The sequence below is a fragment of the Massilia sp. MS-15 genome (assembly GCF_020176695.1).
Taxonomy (GTDB): Bacteria; Pseudomonadota; Gammaproteobacteria; order Burkholderiales; family Burkholderiaceae_D; genus Telluria; species Telluria hydrophila.
Map to the genome: position 1 here is coordinate 118,830 of NZ_JAIWIA010000024.1, position 22,568 is coordinate 141,397.

At 64.0% G+C, this 22,568-nt stretch carries 24 protein-coding genes; 15 read left to right on the forward strand and 9 right to left on the reverse strand.

Features of this window, described 5'->3' with window-relative positions:
* Positions 1-58: 58 nt before the first annotated feature.
* The gene (locus LCI23_RS10640) at positions 59-1,360 is read right to left on the reverse strand and encodes an ATP-binding protein (protein WP_224946432.1); all 1,302 of its coding nucleotides are present in this window, start codon (positions 1,358-1,360) and stop codon (positions 59-61) included.
* 289 nt (positions 1,361-1,649) lie between these two features.
* Between LCI23_RS10640 and LCI23_RS10645 the strand changes: the two genes are divergently transcribed.
* From LCI23_RS10645 to LCI23_RS10655, 3 genes are all read left to right on the forward strand, one after another.
* On the forward strand, positions 1,650-2,882 hold the full coding sequence (locus LCI23_RS10645; RefSeq protein ID WP_224946433.1) for a protease complex subunit PrcB family protein: 1,233 nt from the start codon (positions 1,650-1,652) through the stop codon (positions 2,880-2,882).
* A gap of 66 nt (positions 2,883-2,948) precedes the next feature.
* Entirely contained in the window at positions 2,949-3,797 is an 849-nt protein-coding gene (locus LCI23_RS10650; protein WP_224946434.1) for a MipA/OmpV family protein, read from the forward strand.
* The gene (locus LCI23_RS10655) at positions 3,797-4,507 is read left to right on the forward strand and encodes a hypothetical protein (RefSeq protein WP_224946435.1); all 711 of its coding nucleotides are present in this window, start codon (positions 3,797-3,799) and stop codon (positions 4,505-4,507) included. The genes LCI23_RS10650 and LCI23_RS10655 overlap by 1 nt, the downstream gene beginning before the upstream one ends.
* Before the next feature lie 23 nt (positions 4,508-4,530).
* On the opposite strand, the gene LCI23_RS10660 is transcribed toward LCI23_RS10655, so the two are convergent.
* From LCI23_RS10660 to LCI23_RS10685, 6 genes are all read right to left on the reverse strand, one after another.
* Positions 4,531-5,898, reverse strand: coding sequence for a choice-of-anchor Q domain-containing protein (locus LCI23_RS10660; RefSeq protein WP_224946436.1), 1,368 nt, complete (start codon positions 5,896-5,898; stop codon positions 4,531-4,533).
* 345 nt (positions 5,899-6,243) lie between these two features.
* A complete protein-coding gene (locus tag LCI23_RS10665; RefSeq protein WP_374041165.1) occupies positions 6,244-6,948 on the reverse strand; it encodes a response regulator in 705 nt (234 codons plus the stop codon).
* Between the two features lie 104 nt (positions 6,949-7,052).
* Positions 7,053-8,159: a tartrate dehydrogenase gene (locus tag LCI23_RS10670; RefSeq protein ID WP_224946438.1), complete on the reverse strand. Its 1,107-nt coding sequence runs from the start codon at positions 8,157-8,159 to the stop codon at positions 7,053-7,055.
* A 218-nt stretch (positions 8,160-8,377) separates the two neighbouring features.
* A complete protein-coding gene (locus LCI23_RS10675; RefSeq protein WP_224946439.1) occupies positions 8,378-8,695 on the reverse strand; it encodes a helix-turn-helix transcriptional regulator in 318 nt (105 codons plus the stop codon).
* 37 nt (positions 8,696-8,732) lie between these two features.
* Positions 8,733-9,947: an MFS transporter gene (locus LCI23_RS10680; protein ID WP_224946440.1), complete on the reverse strand. Its 1,215-nt coding sequence runs from the start codon at positions 9,945-9,947 to the stop codon at positions 8,733-8,735.
* Positions 9,948-9,999: 52 nt separating this feature from the next.
* Complete coding sequence (locus LCI23_RS10685; RefSeq protein WP_224946441.1) at positions 10,000-11,436, reverse strand: NAD(P)-binding domain-containing protein; 1,437 nt, start codon at positions 11,434-11,436, stop codon at positions 10,000-10,002.
* A 215-nt stretch (positions 11,437-11,651) separates the two neighbouring features.
* Here LCI23_RS10685 and LCI23_RS10690 point away from each other — a divergent pair, with 215 nt between their 5' ends.
* From LCI23_RS10690 to arsH, 7 genes are all read left to right on the forward strand, one after another.
* Complete coding sequence (locus LCI23_RS10690) at positions 11,652-12,188, forward strand: arsenate reductase ArsC (RefSeq protein ID WP_224946442.1); 537 nt, start codon at positions 11,652-11,654, stop codon at positions 12,186-12,188.
* Positions 12,185-12,694, forward strand: coding sequence for an arsenate reductase ArsC (locus LCI23_RS10695; RefSeq protein ID WP_224946443.1), 510 nt, complete (start codon positions 12,185-12,187; stop codon positions 12,692-12,694). The genes LCI23_RS10690 and LCI23_RS10695 overlap by 4 nt, the downstream gene beginning before the upstream one ends.
* A gap of 91 nt (positions 12,695-12,785) precedes the next feature.
* Positions 12,786-13,130 carry a helix-turn-helix transcriptional regulator gene (locus LCI23_RS10700; RefSeq protein ID WP_224946444.1) on the forward strand — a complete coding sequence of 115 codons (345 nt, stop codon included), beginning with the start codon at positions 12,786-12,788 and terminating at the stop codon, positions 13,128-13,130.
* 25 nt (positions 13,131-13,155) lie between these two features.
* Positions 13,156-13,635, forward strand: a complete 480-nt coding sequence (locus LCI23_RS10705; RefSeq protein ID WP_224946445.1) for an arsenate reductase ArsC — start codon at positions 13,156-13,158, stop codon at positions 13,633-13,635.
* Between the two features lie 75 nt (positions 13,636-13,710).
* On the forward strand, positions 13,711-14,991 hold the full coding sequence (locus LCI23_RS10710; protein WP_224946485.1) for an arsenic transporter: 1,281 nt from the start codon (positions 13,711-13,713) through the stop codon (positions 14,989-14,991).
* 13 nt (positions 14,992-15,004) lie between these two features.
* Positions 15,005-15,427 (forward strand): arsenate reductase (glutaredoxin), encoded by a 423-nt coding sequence (gene arsC, locus LCI23_RS10715; protein WP_224946446.1) that lies wholly within the window; start codon positions 15,005-15,007, stop codon positions 15,425-15,427.
* Positions 15,424-16,140, forward strand: a complete 717-nt coding sequence (gene arsH, locus LCI23_RS10720) for an arsenical resistance protein ArsH (protein ID WP_224946447.1) — start codon at positions 15,424-15,426, stop codon at positions 16,138-16,140. Before arsC ends, arsH begins: the two co-directional genes overlap by 4 nt.
* A gap of 200 nt (positions 16,141-16,340) precedes the next feature.
* Here arsH and LCI23_RS10725 read toward each other — a convergent pair whose 3' ends face one another.
* Positions 16,341-16,919 carry a superoxide dismutase gene (locus tag LCI23_RS10725; protein WP_224946448.1) on the reverse strand — a complete coding sequence of 193 codons (579 nt, stop codon included), beginning with the start codon at positions 16,917-16,919 and terminating at the stop codon, positions 16,341-16,343.
* An 86-nt stretch (positions 16,920-17,005) separates the two neighbouring features.
* Entirely contained in the window at positions 17,006-18,376 is a 1,371-nt protein-coding gene (gene xseA, locus LCI23_RS10730) for an exodeoxyribonuclease VII large subunit (RefSeq protein ID WP_224946449.1), read from the reverse strand.
* A 1,080-nt stretch (positions 18,377-19,456) separates the two neighbouring features.
* On the opposite strand from xseA, the gene LCI23_RS10735 reads away from it, so the two are divergent.
* From LCI23_RS10735 to kdsB, 5 genes are read left to right on the forward strand one after another with little or no spacing between them, the layout of a single operon-like run.
* Complete coding sequence (locus LCI23_RS10735) at positions 19,457-20,065, forward strand: MotA/TolQ/ExbB proton channel family protein (RefSeq protein WP_224946450.1); 609 nt, start codon at positions 19,457-19,459, stop codon at positions 20,063-20,065.
* A complete protein-coding gene (locus LCI23_RS10740; protein WP_224946486.1) occupies positions 20,065-20,517 on the forward strand; it encodes a biopolymer transporter ExbD in 453 nt (150 codons plus the stop codon). Before LCI23_RS10735 ends, LCI23_RS10740 begins: the two co-directional genes overlap by 1 nt.
* Positions 20,518-20,554: 37 nt before the next feature.
* Positions 20,555-21,580, forward strand: coding sequence for a tetraacyldisaccharide 4'-kinase (gene lpxK, locus LCI23_RS10745; RefSeq protein ID WP_224946451.1), 1,026 nt, complete (start codon positions 20,555-20,557; stop codon positions 21,578-21,580).
* On the forward strand, positions 21,561-21,731 hold the full coding sequence (locus tag LCI23_RS10750) for a Trm112 family protein (RefSeq protein WP_224946452.1): 171 nt from the start codon (positions 21,561-21,563) through the stop codon (positions 21,729-21,731). Before lpxK ends, LCI23_RS10750 begins: the two co-directional genes overlap by 20 nt.
* A gap of 4 nt (positions 21,732-21,735) precedes the next feature.
* Positions 21,736-22,488 carry a 3-deoxy-manno-octulosonate cytidylyltransferase gene (kdsB, locus tag LCI23_RS10755; RefSeq protein WP_224946453.1) on the forward strand — a complete coding sequence of 251 codons (753 nt, stop codon included), beginning with the start codon at positions 21,736-21,738 and terminating at the stop codon, positions 22,486-22,488.
* The last annotated feature ends 80 nt before the right edge of the window (positions 22,489-22,568 follow it).

Consider the following 22,568-nt stretch of genomic DNA (forward strand, 5'->3'; position numbering starts at 1 on the left):
CCGGCGCCTTCGTTCTTCTTCCATTCGCAACATGACGCTGCTGTCGCGCCTGTCGCGCTCAGGCGGGCAGGGTGATCACGAAGCGCGCACCCCCTAGCGGCGAACCCGTCGCATGCAGGGTGCCGCCGTGCAGGGCCACGGCCTTGCGCGCGATCGACAGGCCCAGGCCGAAGCCGCCAGTGGCGCGGTCGCGGCTGCGGTCGAGCCGGTAGAAGGGATCGAAGATGCGGTCGCGCTCTTCTTCAGGAATGCCGGGACCGTCGTCGTCCACCGTGATCTCGGCCTGGCCGCCGCTGTGGCTGGCGGCCAGCAGGATGCGGCTGGACGCATATTTCTGGGCATTGCGCAGCAGGTTGCAGACGGCGCGCGCCAGCAGGCGGCGGTCGGCCTCGATCTCGCCCAGAGACGCGTCCAGCGCGTATTCGAGCCGGTGCGGGGAGGGCGGCAGCATGCCGGTGCATTCCTGCAGCACCGCGGCCAGCCCGACCGGCTCGGCCTGCAGCTTGCGTGCGCTGTCGAGCTTGCTCATGTCGAGCAGTTCGTTGACCAGGGAATTCAGCTCGCGCAAGTCGCCTTCCATGGCGCGCACGCGCTTGCTCAGGTCCGGGTTCTTGGCGCGCGCATCCAGCAGTTCCAGGCCGAATTCCAGGCGCGCGATCGGGGTGCGCAGTTCGTGCGACACCGAGTGCAGCAGGCTTTTTTGCGCTTCCAGCAGGTCTTCGATGCGGTCGGCCATGTGGTTGATGCGCTCGGCCAGCGGATAGATGCTGGCCGATGGTTTCATCTGTGAACGCGCGGTCAGCTTGCCGCTGCCGAACGCGTCGGCTACGCGCGACAAGGACTGCAGGCCCTGCCAGTGCGCGCGCGACCACAGCGCGATCGGCACCAGGAGTGCCACCGCCACGATCACGTAGCGCAGCGCTTCCATCTTGAGGGCTTGCCCGATGTCGACCGGCAGGTTGCGGGCGTGCAGCACCTCTTCGTGGCTGCCGATGTAGCGCTCGCCTTCCAGGTCGACCCGGCGGTAGAAGCTGCGGCTGGCCGGGTCGAGTACGATCTCGCCGCGGTCGAGCTGGGCGCGGCGGCCGCTGGGCAGCGCGGCCCTGGCTTCGGCCAGCGGAATCAGGTCGTAGCGCACGCTGGACACCACGCGCACGTTGTTCAGGCGCGTCAGCCAGTCGTCCGGCGGGGCTTCGTCCACGTACTGCTCGAGCAGGAAGATCTGGGCCGCCGCCTGGCGGCGTGCGATGTCCTCGAGCGGATCCCCGAACAAGCGGCTGAAGGCGAAGTAAATCACGAAGGTAGCCGCCGTGATCGACAGCATGACCAGCACGAAGAAGCGGAAGAAGATCCGGTTCACGTACCCATCCTGCATGACTGGCGGTTACGGACTGCTACATACATAGTGTCTCCTTGGCCGGCATTGTATAGGAGCAACCGCCCAGCGTGAATGCCTTACAAATTGTAGACAATTCCTCGACAGTTGGAGGGGGAATCCGCGGCCCGGAATCCCTACCATGTTCCTACATCAGGTCATTCTGGTTTTCCGTTTGCCCGCCTGATATGCGAGTGTCGGCGGGTTTTTTTATTCCAAGGAATCGATCGGTGCCGTCGCCCGACGATGCCGCCCCAGCGTGGAGAACGAGAACATGAACAAGTCCGTACGCGCTTTCGCCCTGGTGGCAATGGCGGGCATCGCCATGGTAGGCGCGGTCGCCTGTGGCGGCGGCGAGGGCGGCATGGCCGGCACCATGCGCAACCAGCAGGCCGGGCAGGGCATCACCGTCGGCGAGCCGCATGGCGGCGTGCCGGTCGTTTCCGAGTACATCAGGATGGCCAGGGAAGCCTCCTGCGCCACGACCCGCAACCGGCTGTATGTCATCGACAGCAAATACGTGCTGTGGGACCGCGCCGGCGATTGCGCCGACAACGCCTACGGCCAGCAACTGCTGGGTGCAAGCCCGCAGGCGCTGCTGTGCAGCGCCGCCGGCACGATCGCCGGGCCGCGCATCGGCTGCAGCGACGCCAGCCTGCGCCCGCTGTTCGATACGGTGCTGAACAACCTGGAGCGGGCCGACCTTGGCCTGGGCGCCAGCCACAAGGTGGAGCGGGTCGATTTCCTGCCGCCGGACGGCAGCCCGGTGCCGTTCCGGACCGTGGCCAGCGAGGATGCGTCGAATATCAAGGCGCCGCGCGAAGTCGTGGTCAAGGATGCCGCCGCCTGGGCTGGGCTGTGGGCCGAGCATGGCGCAAGCCGCGCCGCGCCGCCGGTCGACTTCAGCCAGCACATGCTGGTGGCCGTCTTCGCCGGCGAGGGCAGGGCCGGTTGCGGCGGCTTCGACGTCGTGCATGCCGGCGTCCACGCAGGCCAGCTGCTGGTCGAGTACGCGTTGCGCCACCCGTCGCCGATGGCGCCATGCCCGGCCGTGGTGACCCAGCCGATGCGCGTGGTGGCGCTGCCGCGGTCCGACGCCAGGCTCGTGTTCCGGAGAATCGTGTCCGACTTCGCCAACTTCACGACCGTCGAGCCGAACCTGCGCACCCAGGTGCTTGCGCAGCGCAATGTCGTGGTGCGCGACGAAGCGGCATGGGCTGCCCTGTGGGCGGAACATGCGGGCCGTGACGCCGCGCTGCCAAAGGTCGATTTCACGCGCCAGATGGTAATTGGCGTGTTCCGCGGCGCCCAGCCGGATGGCTGCCGCAGTACGGCGATCCGTTCCGTTGATTTTCGTGACGGCAAGCTCCATGTGGTGCATGTCGACACCGTCCCCGGTCCTGGCATCCTGTGCACCATGGCAATCGTGTATCCGTCCCACCTGGTCATCGTCGACCGCAGCGAAGCGCCGGTGGAATTTATTCGCGAAGAACGTACCTTGCAGTAACAATTCGTGAGTGTTCAGCTTGCTCGACGTAAAATATCGGGATGCCGAACTCCGATTGTGAAAGACATGAAAAAGCTATTCGCCCTGGTCCTGGCTGTCTCGGGCAGCGCTGCAAGCGCACAGACGCCGACCACCAACCCGATGCCCGATGGCAGCCGCGACATGTATGCGGGGCTGGGCGTCGTGTCGGGCCCGCGCTACGAAGGGGCGGATAGCAGCCGGACGGCGGCGCTGCCGGTCCTGCAGATCCAGTGGAGCAACGGGATCTTCGTCTCGGGCATGAGCGCCGGGATGCACCTGTCGGCCAGCCCGCTGGTCGAATACGGCCCGCTGCTGGCCCTGCATCCGCGCCGCACCGAGTCGGGCACGGGCGGACGCCTGGACGGGGTCGAGGGCAGCGCCAAGCCCTTCCTGCCGAGTTCGGTACGCACCTATGAGTCGGACAATCCGCTGGCCGGCATGGACGAGATCCGCATGCGCCCGGAAGCCGGCGCCTTCTTCAATTACTACCTGGCGCCGGAATGGCGCCTGACCAGCAGCCTGCTGGCCGGCGCCGGCAACGACCGCAACGGCGTGCGCGCGGCGCTCGGCATCCAGCGCCTGGCGATGGCGCTCGCGCCGCATCACAGCGTGTCGCTGAGCGCCGGCCTGGGCTTCGCCAACCGCGCCTACCAGCAGAGCTATTTCGGCGTCAGCCCGGCCCAGGCCCTGGCCAGTGGCAACCGCGTCTACCGCCCGGACGGTGGCCTGAAGGACGTGTACGTCGGCGCGCGCTGGAACTGGGCGCTGTCGCCGTCCTGGATGCTGACGTCGAGCGCGCACCTGTCCCGCCTGGCCGGTGACGCGCGCCATAGCCCGCTCGTCGAGCGGTCCACCAACCTGACGGTTTCGACCGCCATCGCCTACCGCTTCTGATGATGCGCTTCGCCCACGTCACCACCTGCGCATGCTTCCTCGCCACGGCCAGCCTGGCCGCGGCGCAGGCGCACGCGCAGGTGCAGGTGCCGGGCGCGGAATGGGCAAGCTACCGCGACGCCTACCGGGCCGTGGTCGTGTTCGAGAAGTATGGCGGGGCCAAGACCCTGCTGCAGAACCAGCTGCAGCTGCTGCCGCGCGAGAAAGGCGTGCTGGGCGAGGGCGTGCAGCTGATCCTGAAGGGCAAGACGGTCCAGACCAGCCTTGCTTTCGATGCGCTCGGACGCGGCGTGCTACCGCTGATCAAGACGGCCTACGACGAGAACGCCGTGCTGGCGCCGAACCGCCCCATCGGCCCCTTCGCGCTGCGCGCCCGGGTCGGCATTGCAACGCAGGCGGACAATACTTACGAGGCGGCCGACCTGCGCGCCGCCTGCCAGCAGGCGCTGGACTTTGCCCGCCACACCGATGCCGGCGCGCGCAGCCGCCAGTGCGTGGGAGTGCGCCTGGTATTCCCGAAGAAGGGCAGCGACACCACCGTCAGGCTGCGTCGCCTGGATGGCGAGGCGGCGCTGCCGGTGGCCCAGGGCGCAGCCTTTGCCGGCGACGCCGATGCCGACTTCCCGGTGGTGAACTACCGCTTCGGCAGCGAGCGCGCCCAGCTGGTCACCTACAGCGCGCCGCTGGCGATCGTGCCGCTGTTCGAGTAGCGCGCCGCCTTTCCCTTTTTGGCTCAGTAGCTCTCGTAGGCGCCGATGTCCCACGCGCCGCCTTTCGGACGCGGCATACCGGCGATGTCCGTGGGCGGGGCGGAGGTCTTGATGCCCTTGTTCACGGCCGGGGAGCCGCTTTGCAGGCGGTAGTCGCCATTGCCGGCCGGGTTGTAGCTGACGAACTGCGGATCCGCGTTGACCGTGCCGGTGGCGCTGCCCACGCGCAGCGCGATCGCCGAGCCATTGCCATAGACCAGGTTGTTTGCGGTGACATTGCCCGAACCGATGCAGTTCTGGCCCGAATAGCAGTACTGCGCGATGCCCCGGCGCGGGTTCCGGACCACGATGTTATTCACCACCATCGTGTTCTTCAGCTGGATGTTGCCCGGCTTGTCGCCCACGCCGGTAACGATGCCGCCGCCCATGCCGCTCGATCCGTTGGCGAACACGGTGTTGTTGGCGATGGCCGAATCGGTCGCCGCATGCCATAGGTGGATGCCGTAGGCCGAGGCGCGGTAGACGATGTTGTTCAGGATCTTGCTGTCCTTGTTGGACGAGTAGATGCCCTGCACGCCATTGCAGCCGCCCGGCTTGCCGATGTCGTGCACCACGTTGCCGACGATGTCGCCGGCCGCGCTGCTGTAGTTGGCGTTGACGATGCCGGCGCCACCGCTGCCCGTGCAGCCGCCGGAGACGGCGATGTGGTGGACGCGGTTGTTGGTGACCAGCGTGTTCGAGCCCATGTTCTGGATCCCGAGGCGGCCCGGGCCGCTGATGTCGAAGCCGTTGATCTCGACGTGGCTGCCGCTGTTCAGCCACATGACCTCGGTGCCGCTGCCGACGATCTTCGCGCCCCATCTGGTGTCGGACACGAAGCGGATCGGACCGGTGGCGGTGCCGCTGGTCCTGGTGCTCACGTTGCCCTTGTAGGTGCCCGGCGCCACGTGCACGGTGGTACTGGCCCTGGCCACCGACGCGGCCTTGCCGACGGTCCTGAACGGACGTGCCTGGGTGCCCGGGTTGGCGTCCGAGCCGGTGGTGGACACGTACAGGTGGTAGAAGGACACAGGGGCGGTGGAGGCCGTGCGGTTGGCGTATTCCTGGCTGCCGACCAGGGCGGCGCGCACGCTGTCCAGCGGCAGGCCCTGGTTGACCAGGCCCACCCAGTAGGCCAGGCCGGCGCTGTCGGGCTCGCGGCCGAGCAGGTTACGGTAGAGTTCGGAGACCGCATCGACGGTGCTGGTGGCGGCGGCCACGGTGCCGGTATGCGGCGCGGCGTAGTCGACGGCCTGGACGCTGGCACCGAGGGCGGCCAGCAGGACGGCGGCGCTGCAGCAGAGCAGGGTGCGAGCGCGGCCTGGCGGGGCAGGATGGACGGCAGTGTTCATCAGCTTGTTTCCTCTTTAAAAAGTGAATGCGAAACTTTGAGCGTAGGAAATTGCGCGAGTTCACTTTTCTGAGAGAAAAATTTTCTGCTGGTAATGCTTTCTTAAGTGTTATTTCAGCAGCGAAATAAACGCCTTGCCATCGCTGCCATCCGAATGCGCAGCGATGATTGAACCGTCGCGGTTCATCAGACGTGCATCGATGTGAAAGCGGACCGGTTGCCAGGCTGCATGAAAACCGGAAAATCATCGGCCCGGCGGGATGTCGCGCCAGGCGTCCAGGCTTGGCAGGGTAGCGATCGTCAGCGCATGACAGTCACGGGTGATCCGAAAGGAACGACTTCCTCTTCAGTTCCAGGCCGAAGGCGAAAACAGATAGCCTTCTCCCCACACCGTCTTGATCTTCTCGGACTCGGCATCCTCGAACTTGCGGCGCAGCTTGGAGATGCAGTTGTCGATGCTGCGGTCGAGGCCATCGAACTCGATCCCGCGCATCTTCTTGAGCAGCGCATCGCGCGACAGCACGCGGCCGGCCGCTTCGGCCAGCACCAGCAGCAGCTTGTATTCCGTGTTCGACAGCACGCAGGGTTCGCCGCGCCACATCACGCTGCGGTCGGTGGTCACGATGCGCAGGGCGCCGAACTGCAGCACGCGCGCGTCGCTGCCCTTGGCCTGGGCGGTGCGCCGCATCAGGGCGCGCAGGCGCGCCAGCAGCACCCGCGGCTGCACCGGCTTGTTGACGAAGTCGTCGGCGCCCTGTTCCAGGCCGGAGACTTCATCGTAGGAATCCTCGCGCGCGGTCAGGATCAGGATCGGCACTTCCGACATTTCGCGGATCTGGCGGCAGACCACCATGCCGTCCAGGCCGGGCAGCATCAGGTCGAGCACGACGACGTCGGGCGTGAGCGCGCGGAAGCGCTCCAGCGCCTGGTCGCCGCGGCCCACCAGGTCGACCGTGAATTCGTAGCCGGACAGGTATTCGGTGACGAGCTCGGCCAGGCGCGCATCGTCTTCCACCAACATCACTCGGTACATGCTCATGTTTTCCTCCAGCCGGAATTGTATAAGAGTGCTTGTCAGAAAGCACAGCCCCTACAAAGGGGGGACATTCTCATACAAACGGTGACATGTGCAAGAAGAAAGGCGTGGCGGCCCGCCTAGGCTTGCGCGAGGCGTTCCGCGATCGCCCGTCCGACCTCGGTCGTGCTGGCCGTGCCGCCCATGTCCGGTGTGCGCGGGCCCTGCACCAGGCACCACTCGATCGCCCGCAGCAGCGCGTCGTGCGCCTCGCGGTAGCCGAGGAATTCCAGCAGCATCGCGCCCGACCACACCATGGCGACCGGATTGGCGATGTTCTTCCCGTAGATATCGGGCGCCGAACCGTGGACCGGCTCGAACAGGGAAGGAAAGCGGCGCTCGGGATTCAGGTTGGCGGAAGGCGCGATGCCGATCGTGCCGGCGCAGGCCGGGCCCAGGTCCGACAGGATGTCGCCGAACAGGTTCGACGCCACCACCACGTCGAAGCGTTCCGGCGAAAGCACGAAGCGGGCGGCCAGGATGTCGACGTGGTACTTGTCCCATCGCACGTCCGGATAGTCATCTCCGATTGCCGCCACCCGCTCGTCCCAATAGGGCATCGAGATCGCGATGCCGTTCGACTTGGTGGCCGCGGTCAGGTGCTTCTTCGGGCGGCGCTGCGCCAGTGCGAAGGCGTAGCGCAGGATGCGGTCGGTGCCGTGGCGGGTGAACACCGCTTCCTGCAGCACCAGCTCGCGCTCGGTGCCTTCGAACATGCGCCCGCCCACCGCCGAGTACTCGCCTTCCGTATTCTCGCGCACGACGTAGAAGTCGATGTCGCCCGGCCCCTTGTTCGCGAGCGGGCAGGGCACGCCGGGCATCAGGCGCACCGGGCGCAGGTTCACGTACTGGTCGAACTCGCGCCGGAACTTCAGCAGCGAGCCCCAGAGCGAGATGTGGTCGGGCACCGTGTCGGGCCAGCCGACCGCGCCGAAGAAGATCGCCTCGCACGCGGCCAGCTGCTGCTTCCAGTCGTCCGGCATCATCTGGCCGTGGGCGAGGTAGTAGTCGCAGCTGGCCCAGTCGAAGTGGACGAACTCCAGCGCGATACCGAAGCGCCTGGCGGCCGCTTCCAGCGCGCGCAAGCCCTCGGGCATGACTTCCTTGCCAATGCCGTCGCCGGCGATCACGGCGATCCTGTGCCGCTGTTGCTGCGCTTGCTGCGCTTGCTGAGGTTGCTGCTGCATGACTGGCTCCGGTAGGTAGGGTATCGGCGCTCAGCTTAGCAAGAAAACGCGGCGTTTATGATCGGGCGGAGCGTGGCTTTATGGAACGCGATCCGTGAATAGTCAAATCGAGAATGGCGACCTGCGGGTCCTGGTCGAGGTCGTGCGCAAGGGCAGCTTCAAGGGCGCAGCCGGGACGCTGGGGATGTCGGCCGCGCTACAAAACCCGGGGCGATTCATTAAAGCACGCCGATCATGCGTTTGAGCGCCTGTAACCGCTCCCGATTCACGCAATAACAGACCCGCTGCACGTCTGAAGAGCCCTCGATAAGACCGGCTTCTTTCAAGATGGTGACATGTTGCGAAATCGTGGACGGGGCGAGCGGCAGGACATCGGCCAAGCTTCCGAAATAGCACTCGCCGTGATTGATCAGGTGTCTCAGCAACTGTACACGTGCTGGGTGCGACAACGCCTTGCACAGGCGTGCCAGGTCATCGATATCGATTTCAGCAGCAGGCGAATCGGAAGGACTGGAGGGACAGCAGGAAGTAGACATCGAGTTCATTCGTAGTTTGGCGAATGGAGAATAGTCCTCAGACCGTAGGCTTGTCAAAAGCTTTTGCCGGCGACAACTGGCGTTCTGTGCTCACCGCTCGCAGGTAAAAGGCGAGCGAGGCGATGGACATGGCCAGCAGGAGGCAGAGCAGCGTGGTGGTCCCTCCCTCATAGCGCAGCAACGCTGCCGCGGCGAACGGCCCGGCGGCTTTCGAGAGCAGCGAAGGGCCGGCCATGGCTCCGGAAATTGCTCCGTAATTCTCCCGGCCGAACAAGGCCTGCGGAATCGAACCTCGCACGATCGTCAGGATGCCGTTACTCAGGCCATACAGGATGCAGAACACAACGACGATCCAGGCCAGGGAGCCGAATAGCGTAAGCAGCAGCAGCGCAGCGGGCAGCATCGAGAACGTTAGCGTGCCGACTGTTTGCGGCGCCGTATCTCGTGCAAGCGTCATTTCTGCTACACGGCCGGCCACCTGCATCGGACCGATCAGTGTGGCCAGCAAGATTGCCATCGAAGTACTTTGACCCAAGCGCTCCAGCAGCGGAATCAGGTGGACCGCCATTGCCGAGAAAATGAAAGTGTTGAGTGAAAATGCCGATGCGAGCGCCCAGAACGCAGGATGGCGCAATGCCTGAGCCAACGTGTAACCCCGGGATACATGATTGGAAGTCTCATGGCGTTTCTGCACAGGATCTGCGCCGAGCCATACATGCAGCGGCAAGCAGACGGCGAGCTGAATGACCCCATACCACAGGTAGGTCTCGCGCCATCCGAGCATGGTATCGAGCATGGCGGTAAGCGGCCAAAAAAGCGTGCTGGCAAAGCCGCCAAACAGCGTCAGGGTCGAAATCGCCTGCCTCGATCCAGTCTCAAGCTTGCGGTTGATCGTCGCGAAAGCCGCTTCGTACAGCGTGAACGTCATCGCAATGCCTACGAGGGTCCATCCACAATAGAAGGAAACCACGCCAGTAGAGCTGCTAAGCCAGGCCAGTCCAATCGCACATACGAGCGAGCCTGTCGCCATCACATAGCGGCCGCCGTAGCGGTCAATTAGCACGCCTGCTGGCGTCGCTACCAGGCCGGCAACAAGCAGGCTCCAGGAGAATGCACCGAATACCAGTTCGGGCGAGAGGCCAAGATCACGCTGGATGCCGGGTGCCAGAATGGTAAAGGCATAGTACAGCGAGCCCCAGGAGACGATCTGGGTGACGGCGAGGATGCCGATGGTTTTCGATGGTTGTTGCACGAGTGGCTCCGGGAGGAAGCCGCCGGCTTGGGCCGGCGGCGAGGATCATGCGTCAAGCGCAGCAGCTTGCTGCAGCAGGCTTGCTGCAGCCGCAGGTACCTTCCGGAGACGGTGCCGGCACGCAGCAGGAAGCGGCAACGGCTGCCGGCACATCGCAGCAAGAGCTCGCCTGGTCCGCCGGGCTCTCGTACGCCAGACGCGTATTGCAGACACCTGTTTCCGGCAGGTCGAGTTGCACATCGTCAGCCGCTGCCATGTCCCCCACCAGGACGGCAACTATTGAACGCACCTGTTCATAGCCAGTCGCCAGCAGGAAGTTGGGAGCGCGGCCGTAGCTCTTTGCGCCGACGGCGTAATAGCCCGATTCCGGATGCGCCAGTTCTCGGTGCCCATGGGGGCGGACCGTGCCACAGCTGTGCTCGTTCGGATCGATCAGTGGTGCCAGAGCATCGGTACTCTCGAGCCATGGGTCGTGACGCACACGCAGTTCCCTGGTGAGCTCCAGGTCTGGCCGGGCGCCGGCAGCGCAGATGATGCGGTCGATATTGTCGAGCGTAGGCACTTCACCATTGACTGCCTCTCCGATCACACGAATCTTTCCGCCAACCTCGGTGAGCTGCTCGATCCGGAAATTCTGACGCATTTCCAGCCCTCCTGAATCACGCAACGCTTTCAGGCGCATCCCCAGCTCCCCCCGCGCCTTAAGCCCATCGGCTTCCCCGCCGCCGAATACACGCGTCAACTGGCTGCCGCGAGTGGCCCAGACGATACTGGTACCCGGGTGCTCCTGAGCCAACTGGGCGAGAGCGAGCAAGGTGCCCGCGGCGGAATGCCCCGCACCCACGACCATCACCTTCCTGCCGGCGTAGCGTTCACGTGCCGAGCCGAGCACGTCGGGCATGCCGTGGTCGATTCGCGCGGCAAGCTCTGCTTCACCAAGCGCAGGAATGCCATCCGCACCCAGGGGGTTCTGGTGCGACCACGTGCCAGTGGCATCGATCACGGAACAGGCCACGAACTGCCGTGGCCCGGCCGGCGTATCGACACGGATGAGGAATGGGGCGTTCTCACGACCCTTTGTCTTGACCTTGTCGAACCCCAGTCGCGTGATAGCCGTGACGCGATGCTCGAGCAGCAGATTCGAGGCGATCGCCGGGATCGACGCCAACGGGGAAAGGTAGCGATCCACGACTTCACCGGCACTCGGCAGATATTCACCTGCAGGCTCGGTCCAGCCATGGTTGAGAAGGAGCCGGCGGGCAGCCTTGTCCACGTTGTATTGCCACGGCGAGAATAGGCGAACGTGACGGTAGGTTGCCATATTTGCCCCTACCTCGGAACCGGCTTCGAAGATCAGGGGCGTCAGGCCGCGCTCGATCAGGTGGGCTGCTGCGGCAAGTCCGACCGGGCCCGCGCCGAGCACTGCAACCGGCAGATTCTGTACGTTTTCATTCTTCATTTTGTTCTCCTTGGTAGTCAGCTGGTCCATATCGCTTAGAGTTCGTTATTCGTCAAATGGCGAACATGTGAATACCGATCGGGCATGCATGTGTGAGAACGGTGGAACCCGGTCAATGCGAGAGCCGACCTACCTGCAATTCGTTATTCGACGAACACAGAATAACCTCATGTCATCAAACCGTCAAGAAACTTCGATATATTTCGAATAGTCGTATAAACAACCCTGCTTGGCTGGAGGCCGCGATGACCAACCACGAAACATTCAACGTGCTTTTCCTCTGTACCGGCAATTCGTCGCGCAGCATCATTGCCGAGGCAATCCTCAATGCGATCGGTGCCGACCGATTCCGTGCGTACAGCGCAGGAAGCCATCCGACTGGCTATGTCCACCCGCTGGCAATGGAAGCGATCGAGCACCTTCGCTTTCCGCTCGGCGAGCTGCGCAGCAAGAGCTGGGACGAATTTGCCGCTGCCGATGCACCCCACATGCACTTCGTGATCACGGTATGCGACAAGGCTGCTGGTGAGGTGTGCCCGCGCTGGCCTGGCCATCCAATCACAGCCCAATGGCGTTTCGAAGACCCTGCAACTTTTGTTGGCGGCGAGCAGGAGCAACGGCAGCTGTTCAGCAAGGTATGCCGTGAGATCAAGAACCGCCTGGATATCTTCGCGATGCTGCCCTTCGAAAAGCTTGCGCGCATGGCCATCGAGGAAGAATTGAACGCAATTGCCCGCCCCGATGCAAGCTTGCAGACGTCTCACGTCGACGCCAGACGATGACAGGCAAGGTCTACAGCGTCCTCTTCCTGTGCACCGGGAATTCGTCGCGCAGCATCATGTCGGAAGCACTGTTGACGGTGCTGGGCAGGGGACGATTTCAAGCATATTCCGCAGGAAGCCGTCCCGCTGGTGTCGTCAATCCTTTCGCCGCAGACCAGATAAGACGGTTCGATCCGGGCTTCCCAATGGCCGCAATGCACAGCAAGAGCTGGCTCGAATTCGCGCAAGCTGGTGCCCCTCACATGGACTTCATCATCACTGTGTGCGACAGCGCGGCCGGAGAAGTGTGCCCGCATTGGCCGGGCCACCCTACGACGGCGCACTGGGGCTATCCAGACCCAGCCCAGGTCCCAGGTGACGACGGGTGCAAGCGAGAAGCCTTTCGCCGGGTCTTCGAACAGATCAGAAAGCGCGTCGAACAGTTCGTTTCACTGCCACTGGAGTGGCTGGAAGACGATTCGGTACGCCGCGAAGCCGTGCGCGCGATCGCGGCAAGGAAGCTGTGACGGGCGCCCCAAACTGGGCATGGAGATGAGCACTTGTCGTAACGGGCTTGATTCTAATATACTGGAAGTATCAAATTGAAGGGTGAATGTCATGGATACCAAACCGGCAATCGCTGCCTTGGCTGCACTGGCCCAGGAATCGCGGCTCGCCACTTATCGTCTGCTGGTCCAGGCGGGGCCGGCCGGCCTCCCAGCAACCAGGATCGCCGAGGCGCTCGGCGTGCCGCCATCGTCGCTTTCTTTTCACCTGAAAGAGTTGTCGCACGCCGGCCTGGTGATCCCCCGTCAGGACGGGCGTTTCATCATCTATTCAGCAAATTTCGACACGATGAATGCCTTGCTGGGCTTCCTCACCGAGAACTGCTGCGGCGGCAATCCTTGTACGCCGGTCGGCAATGCCGCCTGCAATAGCGCTGTCGTCGGCGCGACAAGTTGATCCATTTTTTCACCAAAGGTTTTCCGTGAACGTACTTTTCCTCTGCACTGGCAACTCCTGCCGCTCGCTCATCAGTGAAGCGGTCTTCAACCACCTGGCCCCTGCAGGCTGGCATGCCATCAGCGCCGGCAGCCAGCCGACCGGCAAGCTGAACGACAAGGCGCTCGCCCTGCTGGCAAGCAAAGGCATCTCCACCGAGGGCTACTACAGCAAATCCTGGGACAAGCTGCCTGTCACGCCGGATGTGGTTGTGACCGTATGTGCGAGCGCCGCCGGCGAAACCTGCCCGGCCTATCTCGGCCCGGTCCTGCGCACGCACTGGGGCGTGGAAGATCCGAGCCATGCGGTCGGCACGGACGAGGAAATCGATACCGCATTCGAGAAAGCCTACGCCACGCTGCGCGCACGGATCGTGGCCTTCCTTGCCTTGCCGCTGGAAGAACTGAAGGGCGACCGGGAACGACTCAAGGCGGAGCTCGACCGCATCGGTCATATCGGCGCCTGAACACGGGCGGCCTCATGTTGGCCGGGGCATGCCCCCGGCTTTTTCGTGGTGACCACCACCATTCAAAGGATTCTTGTGCTGATTGCTTTTCTCATTTTTCTGGCAACCCTGACGTTCGTTATCTGGCAGCCGCGCGGCCTCGGCATCGGCTGGAGCGCGTCGGCCGGCGCCGCCGTGGCCCTGTTCGCCGGCGTGATCCAGGTGAGCGACATTCCCGTCGTCTGGAACATCGTCTGGAACGCCACTGGGGCGTTTGTGGCCGTCATCATCATCAGCCTGCTGCTGGACAAGGCTGGCTTCTTCGAATGGGCAGCCTTGCACGTGGCGCGCTGGGGCAGAGGCAATGGCCGGCTCCTGTTCATCCTGCTCGTCCTGCTGGGTGCGGCAGTGGCCGCGCTGTTTGCAAATGACGGGGCCGCCCTGATCCTGACGCCGATCGTCATCGCCATGCTGGTTGCCCTGCGGTTTACGGCGCGTGCCACACTGGCTTTCGTCATGGCGGCCGGCTTCATCGCCGACACCGCCAGCCTACCGCTGGTGGTGTCGAACCTCGTCAACATCGTGTCCGCCGACTACTTCGGCATCACTTTTGCACGCTACGCGGCAGTCATGGTCCCGGTCAATCTGGTGTCGGTGGCAGCCACGCTCGCCGCCCTGGTCTGGTTCTTCCGGAAGGACATTCCGGCCAACTACGACCTGTCCCAGCTCAAGCGGCCTGAAGAGGCGATCCATGACCGCGCCACATTTGTCACCGGCTGGTGGGTGCTGGTGATGCTGCTGGTCGGGTTCTTCTGGCTGGACGATGTCGGCATTCCGATCAGCGCGGTCGCCGCGGTAGGCGCGGTCCTGCTGTTGGCCGTCGCCGCCCGTGGCCACCGTATTTCGACGCGTGAAGTGCTACGTGGTGCGCCATGGCAGGTTGTCGTGTTCTCGCTGGGGATGTATCTGGTGGTCTACGGGCTGCGCAACGCGGGCCTTACCGATTACCTGACGGCGCTTCTGGAGCGCTGCGCTGAACATGGCGTGTGGGGTGCGGCACTCGGTACCGGCTTCATGACGGCGATCTTGTCGTCCATCATGAACAACATGCCGACCGTGCTCGTGGGTGCACTGGCGATCGATGCCACCTCTACCCAGGGTGTCGTGCGCGAAACCATGGTGTACGCAAACGTCATCGGCGCCGATCTCGGCCCCAAGATTACCCCGATCGGCAGCCTGGCCACGCTGCTGTGGCTGCATGTGCTGTCGGCGAAGGACATCCAGATCTCGTGGGGCTACTACTTCCGCGTAGGCATCGTGTTGACGCTGCCGATCCTCTTTGTCACCCTGTGCGCGCTCGCCATTCGCCTGAGCTGAGAAAGGAGTCTCCATGGACGTCACGATTTTCCATCACCCCGCATGCGGCACCTCGCGCAACACGCTAGGCCTGATCCGCAATGCCGGGATCGAGCCGACCATTATCGAATACCTGAACAACCCGCCGGACCGTGCGACGTTGGCCGACATGATCCAGCGTGCCGGGCTGTCGGTGCGCGGTGCAGTACGCGAGAAGGGCACGCCTTTCCTCGAGCTCGGCCTGGGCGCCCCGGCCGTCACGGACGAGCAGCTGCTCGATGCGATGCTCGCCCATCCGATCCTGATCAATCGCCCATTTGTCGTCACGCCGCTCGGTGTGCGGCTGTGCCGTCCGTCCGAAGTCGTGCTCGACATTCTCCCGGCGCAGCAGCAGGGTGCTTTTACAAAGGAAGACGGCGAGCCTGTCGTCGACGCCGAAGGAAAGCGAATCAAATGAACAGGATTTCGAATCTCCCCAATATCAAGCCGGAACTGGTGGACCAGCCGACGCTGGAGAAGCTTGCCCAAGCCGGCGACATGAACCATCCGCCGCGGATCCTCATGTTGTATGGCTCGCTGCGTGAGCGCTCCTTCAGTCGCTTCCTGACCTATGAGGCTGCACGCATCCTGGAACACTTCGGCGCCGAGGTGCGGATCTTCGATCCGATGGAACTGCCGATGGTGGGCAGCGTGCCTGAAACCCACCCCAAGGTGGTCGAGCTGCGCGAGCTGTGCCTGTGGTCGGAAGGCCAGGTGTGGTGCAGTCCGGAGCGTCACGGTGCAATCACGGCCGTGATGAAAAACCAGATCGACTGGATCCCGCTGGAAATGGGGGCGATACGTCCAAGCCAGGGCCGCACGCTGGCAGTGATGCAGGTGTGTGGCGGTTCGCAATCGTTCAACGTGGTGAACACCTTGCGCCTTCTGGGCCGGTGGATGCGCATGTTTACGATCCCGAATCAGTCCTCGGTTCCGATGGCCTACAAGGAGTTCGATGATGATGGCCGTATGCGGCCGTCTGCCTATTACGATCGCGTGGTCGACGTGATGGAGGAGCTGTTCAAGATCACGCTATTAATGCGTGGTCGTACTGACTACCTCACTGACCGGTACAGCGAGCGTAATGAGCAGGCCCGGAAGGCGATCGACCGGCAGATCAACAGATTGTGATCGAGCGGGAGGCTGAATCGCCACGACGATCTTGGTGCTGCTATCGGGTGTAGCTGCCGTAGGCGCGAAGCAAACCAAGGCTGAATGGGATATCGCTCAAAAAGACACGGCCCGCACAACGCGGGCCATGAGTGAGAAGCGTGTTCCGATCTTTTTTAAGTTGTTCCGAACTTAATTATGACGAAACAACCAGACGGCGTTCAGGCCATGTTCTGGTTCACGAAGTCCCAGTTGGCGACGTTCCAGAAGGCGTCCAGGAACTTGGCGCGCGCATTGCGGTAGTCGATGTAATAGGCGTGCTCCCACACGTCGGCGGTCAGCAGCGGCTTGTCCGTAGTGGTCAAGGGGGTGCCGGCATTCGAGGTGTTGACGATGTCGACGCTGCCGTCGGTCTTCTGCACCAGCCAGGTCCAGCCCGAGCCGAAGTTGCCCAAGGCCGACTTGTTGAACTCTTCCTTGAACTTGTCGAACGAACCCCACTTGGCGTTGATGGCATCCAGCGCCTTGCCGGTCGGCGCGCCGCCGCCGTTCGGCGACATGCAGTTCCAGAAGAAGGTGTGGTTCCACACCTGGGCCGAGTTGTTGAACACGCCGCCGGTCGATTTCTGGATGATCTCTTCCAGGGACATGTTTTCGTACTCGGTCCCCTTGATCATGTTGTTCAGGTTGGTGACATAGGTCTGGTGGTGCTTGCCATGGTGGAATTCCAGGGTCTCGGCCGAGATGTGCGGCTGCAGGGCATCCTTGGCGTATGGCAGTGGCGGCAGGGTATGTTCCATGTTTCTTCCTTCGTGTGGTTGGACAGGTTTTGTTCCAGAGCGGCGTCATTCTAAACCGGATAGGCCGGTGTTGCATGGATGGCTAGCTATTCGGACAGGCTGTGTGTGCTGGACACGCCGATTTCCACGCTGCCGCCCGCCAGCCGTAGCGACAGCTTCCTGCGCGCCTTGACCTGGTCCGGGTCGCGCAGCACCTCGCCCTGCGCATTGCGCACGATGGCGTAGCCGCGCTCCAGGGTGCGCTGCGGATTCAGCAGTTCCAGTTGGGCCGCCAGCGCGCCCAGGGCGTCGCGGCGCGCCTTGATGGCGCTGCACAGGCTGGCGTTCAGGTGGCGTCCCTCGGCCAGCAGCTGGGCGCGCAGCGTGCCCAGCTCGGGACGGTGGCGCATCCAGCGCTGCTGCAGCTGGGCCAGCACCAGGTTCTGGCGGTTGACCGGGGTGCGCACCGCATGGGTCAGCGCGGCCGCCATCGCCAGCAGCTTCACCCGCTGGTGGCGGATCTGGGCCGCGGGGCTGAGCAGGCGGCGGCTGTAGCCGTCCAGGCCCTGGCTCGCATCCGACAGCGTGCGGCGCAGCGCGCGGCGCAGGTCCTGGGCGTCCCCTGCCAGCGAGGCCAGCCAGTCGGCGCGCGGCGTGGCCGCCAGTTCGGCGGCGGCGGTGGGCGTGGCGGCGCGCATGTCGGCGGCGAAGTCGGCGATGGTGACGTCGGTTTCGTGGCCCACGCCCGAGATCACCGGAATCGCGCAGGCATCGATGGCGCGCGCCACGCACTCCTCGTTGAAGCTCCACAAATCCTCGATCGAGCCGCCGCCGCGGCAGACCAGCAGCACGTCGGCTTCCTGGCGGCGCGACGCGGTCATGATGGCTTCCGCGATCTTGTCGGCCGCGAACTGGCCCTGCACCGGGGCTGGGTAAAGGATCACCCGCACGTGCGGTACGCGGCGGCGCAGGGCGGTGAGCACGTCGCGCAGCGCGGCCGCCTGGGGACTGGTGACGATGCCGATGGTGCGCGGGAACAGCGGCAGCGGGCGCTTGCGGCCCGGATCGAACAGTCCCTGGGCCTCGAGTTTTTCCTTGAGCCGCAGGAAAGCTTCGTAGAGCTGGCCGACGCCGGCGCGGCGGATGGTCTCGACATTGATCTGGTAGTCGCCGCGCGCGCCGTACAGGGTGACCAGGGCGCGCACCTCGACCTTGTCGCCTTCGCGCGGATTGAATCCGGCGTACTGGGCGCGGCTGCGGAACATCACGGCGCGCACCTGGGCCGCATCGTCCTTCAGCGTGAAATACCAGTGGCCGGAGCTGGCGCGCGTGAAATTCGAGATCTCGCCGCCGATCCACACCAGGGGAAAGCTGCGCTCGAGCAGGCGCGCTACCTGCTGGTTCAGGGCCGTCACGCTCAGGACGGGCGGAGCCGTGTAGGCAAGGTCGGCGGGGGCAGCGTCGAATCGGTCTTCCATGGCGGCTTTCGTGCGGGGCAAAGCGATGCTTATGTCATATCCGGGCGAAATCGACAAGGGCCGTCCCGTAGCCGTGCGCCTTGCCCGCGCAATCCTGTTGTTGCCAATTTTCAATGCATTCTATTGAAAAGCCTTTCGATTCAAGGGCTTGCAGCGAGGCTGGGGAGCGCCAGGCGGGGCTTATCCACAAAAACTGTGGGCAACTCATCCATTGGCGCAATTGGCTGCATGCAAACAGACCAGCCTCCCGCTTGCCTTACGCATCAAGCACTTAGCATGCATATGCTTGGCTTGAGCACAATGTTGTCCACAAAACCTGTGTACAAACGTCATCGCATCGAGCATGGCGGAGAAGACCGGCGAATGCATGCGGGAAGGCGCGTCTCGCGCTCTTGGGCTGTGCCGGCGCTGCATGTTCTGAAGGCAGTCAGCAACTATTTGATTGAAATCAAAGGTTTAGATGAAGGCATACAGGCTTCATCACAAACTTATCCACAAAAAGTGTGCAGAGGAAAATTTTCTCTGCATCCGAGTGCCGAAAGCCGCAGGTGCTGTGCAAAACACGCGCAAAACACGCCGGAATGTCGCCTATAACAGGTTTTGACTAAATTTTGTGCAGCCCGAGTTTTTTGTGCGAGATCAAACACTTAGCTACCGAAAAAGGGCATTGCTCACATTTTTGTCCACAAAAAATGTGAGGAACCGCACAATCCGAACACGCGAGGCGCACGGCGATTCCTGCCTAAATTTTTCGCTGAGGAAAATTATCTATCCAAATCAATGGCTTAGTTGACAGGTTCGGCCATTGCACACAATTTTGTCCACAGATTGTGTTCGTAACTGGCCGCCGGCCGCTCGGTTCGATGCATGGCAAAAACGGATCGGCCCGCGCATCGGGACCTGCCTTATTCTTGCGCAGCTTCAAAATATCCTTTCAAATCAAAGAGCTTTGCTTCACCGCAGGGCCTTGCGCACATTTTTATCCACAGAACTTGTGTAGAACCTGCACGTAGCGCACTTGCCGCACTGCTAGCAACTTGTTACATTGCTGAATTGATTTCTTTCCCTCAGGAGTTTCTCTTGCTCGCCATTTTCCAAGCTGCAGGCTGGCCCATCTGGCTCTTGCTGGTCGCCTCGATCGTCGCTGTCGCCCTGATCGTGGAACGTCTGCTCTACCTGCGCCGCGAGAAGATCCTCCCCCGCGACCTGCTGGCCGAAGTCACCCAGGTCTACCGTGCCGGCAAGGTCACGCCCGACGTCATCGACAAGCTGGAACACAATTCCCCGCTCGGCACCGTGCTCGCCGCCGCCCTGCGCAACGTGGACGCGCCGCGTGACGTCATGAAGGAGTCGATCGAGGAAGCGGGCCGCGGCGTCGCCCACGGCCTGGAACGCTTCCTGACCACCCTCGGCACCATCGCTTCGCTGGCCCCGCTGATGGGCCTGTTCGGCACCGTGGTCGGCATGATCGAGATCTTCGGCGCCCAGAGCCCGACCGGCGGCAGCAACCCGGCCCAGCTGGCCCACGGCATCTCGGTGGCCCTGTACAACACCGGCTTCGGCCTGGCCATCGCGATGCCGGCCCTGGTGTTCTACCGCCACTTCCGCGCCCTGGTCGACAGCTTCATCGTCGAAATGGAACTGCAGGCCGTGAAATTCGTCGACGTCGTGCACGGGACCCGCAAATGATGAATTTCCGCCGCGGCCGCCAGCGCGAGGAACCGGAGATCAACCTGATCCCCTTCATCGACGTGCTGCTGGTCGTCCTGATCTTCCTGATGGTCTCGACCACCTACAGCAAGTTCACCGAGCTGCAGATCACGCTCCCCACGGCCGACGCCGAGCAGGTCGAGCAACGCCCCTTCGAGATCAACGTGACCGTCGATGCCAAGGGTAACTACACGGTGAACAATGTGCCGGTCGCCTACCAGAGCGTGGCCGGCCTGGCCGAGGAGCTGCGCCGGGCGGCCCAGAACGGCGGCCCGAACGGCCAGCCCGCCACCGACCCGGTGGTGATCGTCAATGCCGACCAGTTCGCGATGCACCAGATGGTGATCAACGTGCTGGAAGCGGCGCGCGTGGCCGGCTACGACAAGCTGACTTTCGCCGCCCAGACCGGTCCCGGCAACCCCGGCAAATAAGCACGCGGACGCCCCGGCGTCCGCCTTGCGTCCTGTGATGGCTTCTCTCGAATCGACCCTGACCCGAGCCTGGCTGCGGCGCGGCCCGCTTGCGCTGGCGCTGCTGCCGCTTTCCCTGCTGTTTCGCCTGCTGGCGGCGCTGCGCATGCTGCTCTACCGCAGCGGCATCAAGCACAGCGAACGCCTGCCGGTGCCGGTGATCGTGGTCGGCAATATCTTTATTGGCGGTACCGGCAAGACGCCGCTCACGATCTGGCTGGCGGAGAACCTGCGCGCGGCCGGCCTGCGTCCGGGCGTGATCTCGCGCGGCCATGGGGGACAGGAAGCGGCGCCACGCGCGGTCGGCCCGCAGTCCGACCCGCGCGAAGTCGGCGACGAGCCGCTCTTGATCGCGGCGCGCGCCGCTTGCCCGGTGGTGGTCGGACGCCGGCGCGCCGAGGCGGGCAGGGCGCTGCTGGCGGCGCATCCGGAGGTCGACGTGCTGATCGCCGACGACGGCCTGCAGCACTACGCGCTGGCGCGCGACATCGAGGTCGTCCTGTTCGACGGCCGCGGCGTCGGCAACGGCTGGCTGCTGCCGGCCGGCCCGCTGCGCGAGCCGCCTTCGCGGCGGCGCGACTTCACGGTGGTGAACGCGCCCGCGATCAACGCGGCGCTGGCGCGTGCGGTCGGCGGCCAGCCCTTTCGCATGGAGCTGGCGGGCCGCTTCGCCGAACCCCTGGGGCGGCCGGAAGCCCGCCTTCCCTTGGGGCGCCTGCAGGGCCGGCGCATCGTGGCCGCGGCCGGCATCGGCAATCCGGGCCGCTTCTTCGCCATGCTGCGCGGCGCCGGGCTCGACTTCGCCGAACTGCCCTTGCCCGACCACCACGACTTCCTCGACCGTCCCTTCGACGGCGTGGATGCCGATGTCATCCTGATCACGGAGAAGGATGCAGTAAAATGTCGGCAACTTGATAACCTGAAGGACGATCCGCGCTTGTGGGTCGTGCCGGTGACGGCGCGGATCGATCCCGCGCTGGCCGAACAAATCGTGGAGAAATGTCGTGGACGCTCGACTGCTTGATATCCTGGTCTGCCCGCTGTGCAAGGGCCCACTCCAGTACGACAAGAAGGCGCAGGAACTCATCTGTAGCCCGGACCGCCTTGCTTACCCGATCCGGGATGGCATTCCGATCATGTGGGCCGACCAGGCGCGCAAGGTCGAACCGGTCTGAGCCGATGGGCTTTACCGTCATCATCCCGGCCAGGCTGGCCTCGACCCGCCTGCCGAACAAGCCGCTGGCCGACCTCGGCGGCAAGCCGATGGTGGTGCGCGTGGCCGAGCGTGCGCGCGCATCGGGTGCGGCGCGCATCATCGTGGCCACCGACCACCCCGACATCCTGGCGGCCTGCGCCGCACATGGCGTGGAGGCCTTCATGACCCGTGCCGACCATCCGTCGGGTACCGACCGGATCGCCGAAGTGGCCCGCAAGCTGGGCCTGGCGCCCGATGAGGTCGTGGTCAACCTGCAGGGCGACGAGCCGCTGATCGACCCGGCACTGCTGGCCGCCTGCGCCGCGCGCATCGCCGACGGCGTGCCGATGGCCACCGTGGCCCACCCGATCAGCGATGTGGCCGAGGTGTTCAACCCGAACGTGGTCAAGGTGGTCCTCGACAAGGCGGGCAGGGCGCTGTATTTCTCGCGCGCCAGCATTCCCTGGCACCGCGACGCCTTTGCCGCCACGCGCGATGCGCTCCCCGCGGGCTACGCGCCGTTGCGCCACGTCGGTCTTTACGCGTACAGCAACGCTTTCCTCCAGGCCTACCCGGCGCTGGAAAGTTCACCGCTCGAAACCATCGAGGCGCTGGAACAGTTGCGCGTGCTGTGGCACGGCCATCCGATCGCCGTGCACATCACCGACAGTGCGCCGCCGGCCGGCGTCGACACGCCCGAGGACCTGGAGCGGGTGCGCCGCCACTACGCTGCCTGAACTTCCTTACGCCAGTTTTACGTTGTCTGCGCCATGCCAAAACGGGCTGGCGGAGGCCCCCGGGATTGGCGTTGAAGCTG

Excerpts from the sequence above, each read along its gene's own strand:
- LCI23_RS10645 (WP_224946433.1), top strand. The coding sequence starts at position 1,650 with ATGAACAAGTCCGTACGCGCTTTCGCCCTGGTGGCAATGGCGGGCATC.
- LCI23_RS10650 (WP_224946434.1), top strand. The coding sequence starts at position 2,949 with ATGAAAAAGCTATTCGCCCTGGTCCTGGCTGTCTCGGGCAGCGCTGCA.
- LCI23_RS10655 (WP_224946435.1), top strand. The coding sequence starts at position 3,797 with ATGATGCGCTTCGCCCACGTCACCACCTGCGCATGCTTCCTCGCCACG.
- LCI23_RS10660 (WP_224946436.1), bottom strand. The coding sequence starts at position 5,898 with ATGAACACTGCCGTCCATCCTGCCCCGCCAGGCCGCGCTCGCACCCTG.
- LCI23_RS10670 (WP_224946438.1), bottom strand. The coding sequence starts at position 8,159 with ATGCAGCAGCAACCTCAGCAAGCGCAGCAAGCGCAGCAACAGCGGCAC.
- LCI23_RS10675 (WP_224946439.1), bottom strand. The coding sequence starts at position 8,695 with ATGTCTACTTCCTGCTGTCCCTCCAGTCCTTCCGATTCGCCTGCTGCT.
- LCI23_RS10685 (WP_224946441.1), bottom strand. The coding sequence starts at position 11,436 with ATGGACCAGCTGACTACCAAGGAGAACAAAATGAAGAATGAAAACGTA.
- LCI23_RS10690 (WP_224946442.1), top strand. The coding sequence starts at position 11,652 with ATGACCAACCACGAAACATTCAACGTGCTTTTCCTCTGTACCGGCAAT.
- LCI23_RS10695 (WP_224946443.1), top strand. The coding sequence starts at position 12,185 with ATGACAGGCAAGGTCTACAGCGTCCTCTTCCTGTGCACCGGGAATTCG.
- LCI23_RS10700 (WP_224946444.1), top strand. The coding sequence starts at position 12,786 with ATGGATACCAAACCGGCAATCGCTGCCTTGGCTGCACTGGCCCAGGAA.
- arsC (WP_224946446.1), top strand. The coding sequence starts at position 15,005 with ATGGACGTCACGATTTTCCATCACCCCGCATGCGGCACCTCGCGCAAC.
- arsH (WP_224946447.1), top strand. The coding sequence starts at position 15,424 with ATGAACAGGATTTCGAATCTCCCCAATATCAAGCCGGAACTGGTGGAC.
- LCI23_RS10725 (WP_224946448.1), bottom strand. The coding sequence starts at position 16,919 with ATGGAACATACCCTGCCGCCACTGCCATACGCCAAGGATGCCCTGCAG.
- xseA (WP_224946449.1), bottom strand. The coding sequence starts at position 18,376 with ATGGAAGACCGATTCGACGCTGCCCCCGCCGACCTTGCCTACACGGCT.
- LCI23_RS10740 (WP_224946486.1), top strand. The coding sequence starts at position 20,065 with ATGAATTTCCGCCGCGGCCGCCAGCGCGAGGAACCGGAGATCAACCTG.
- lpxK (WP_224946451.1), top strand. The coding sequence starts at position 20,555 with ATGGCTTCTCTCGAATCGACCCTGACCCGAGCCTGGCTGCGGCGCGGC.
- kdsB (WP_224946453.1), top strand. The coding sequence starts at position 21,736 with ATGGGCTTTACCGTCATCATCCCGGCCAGGCTGGCCTCGACCCGCCTG.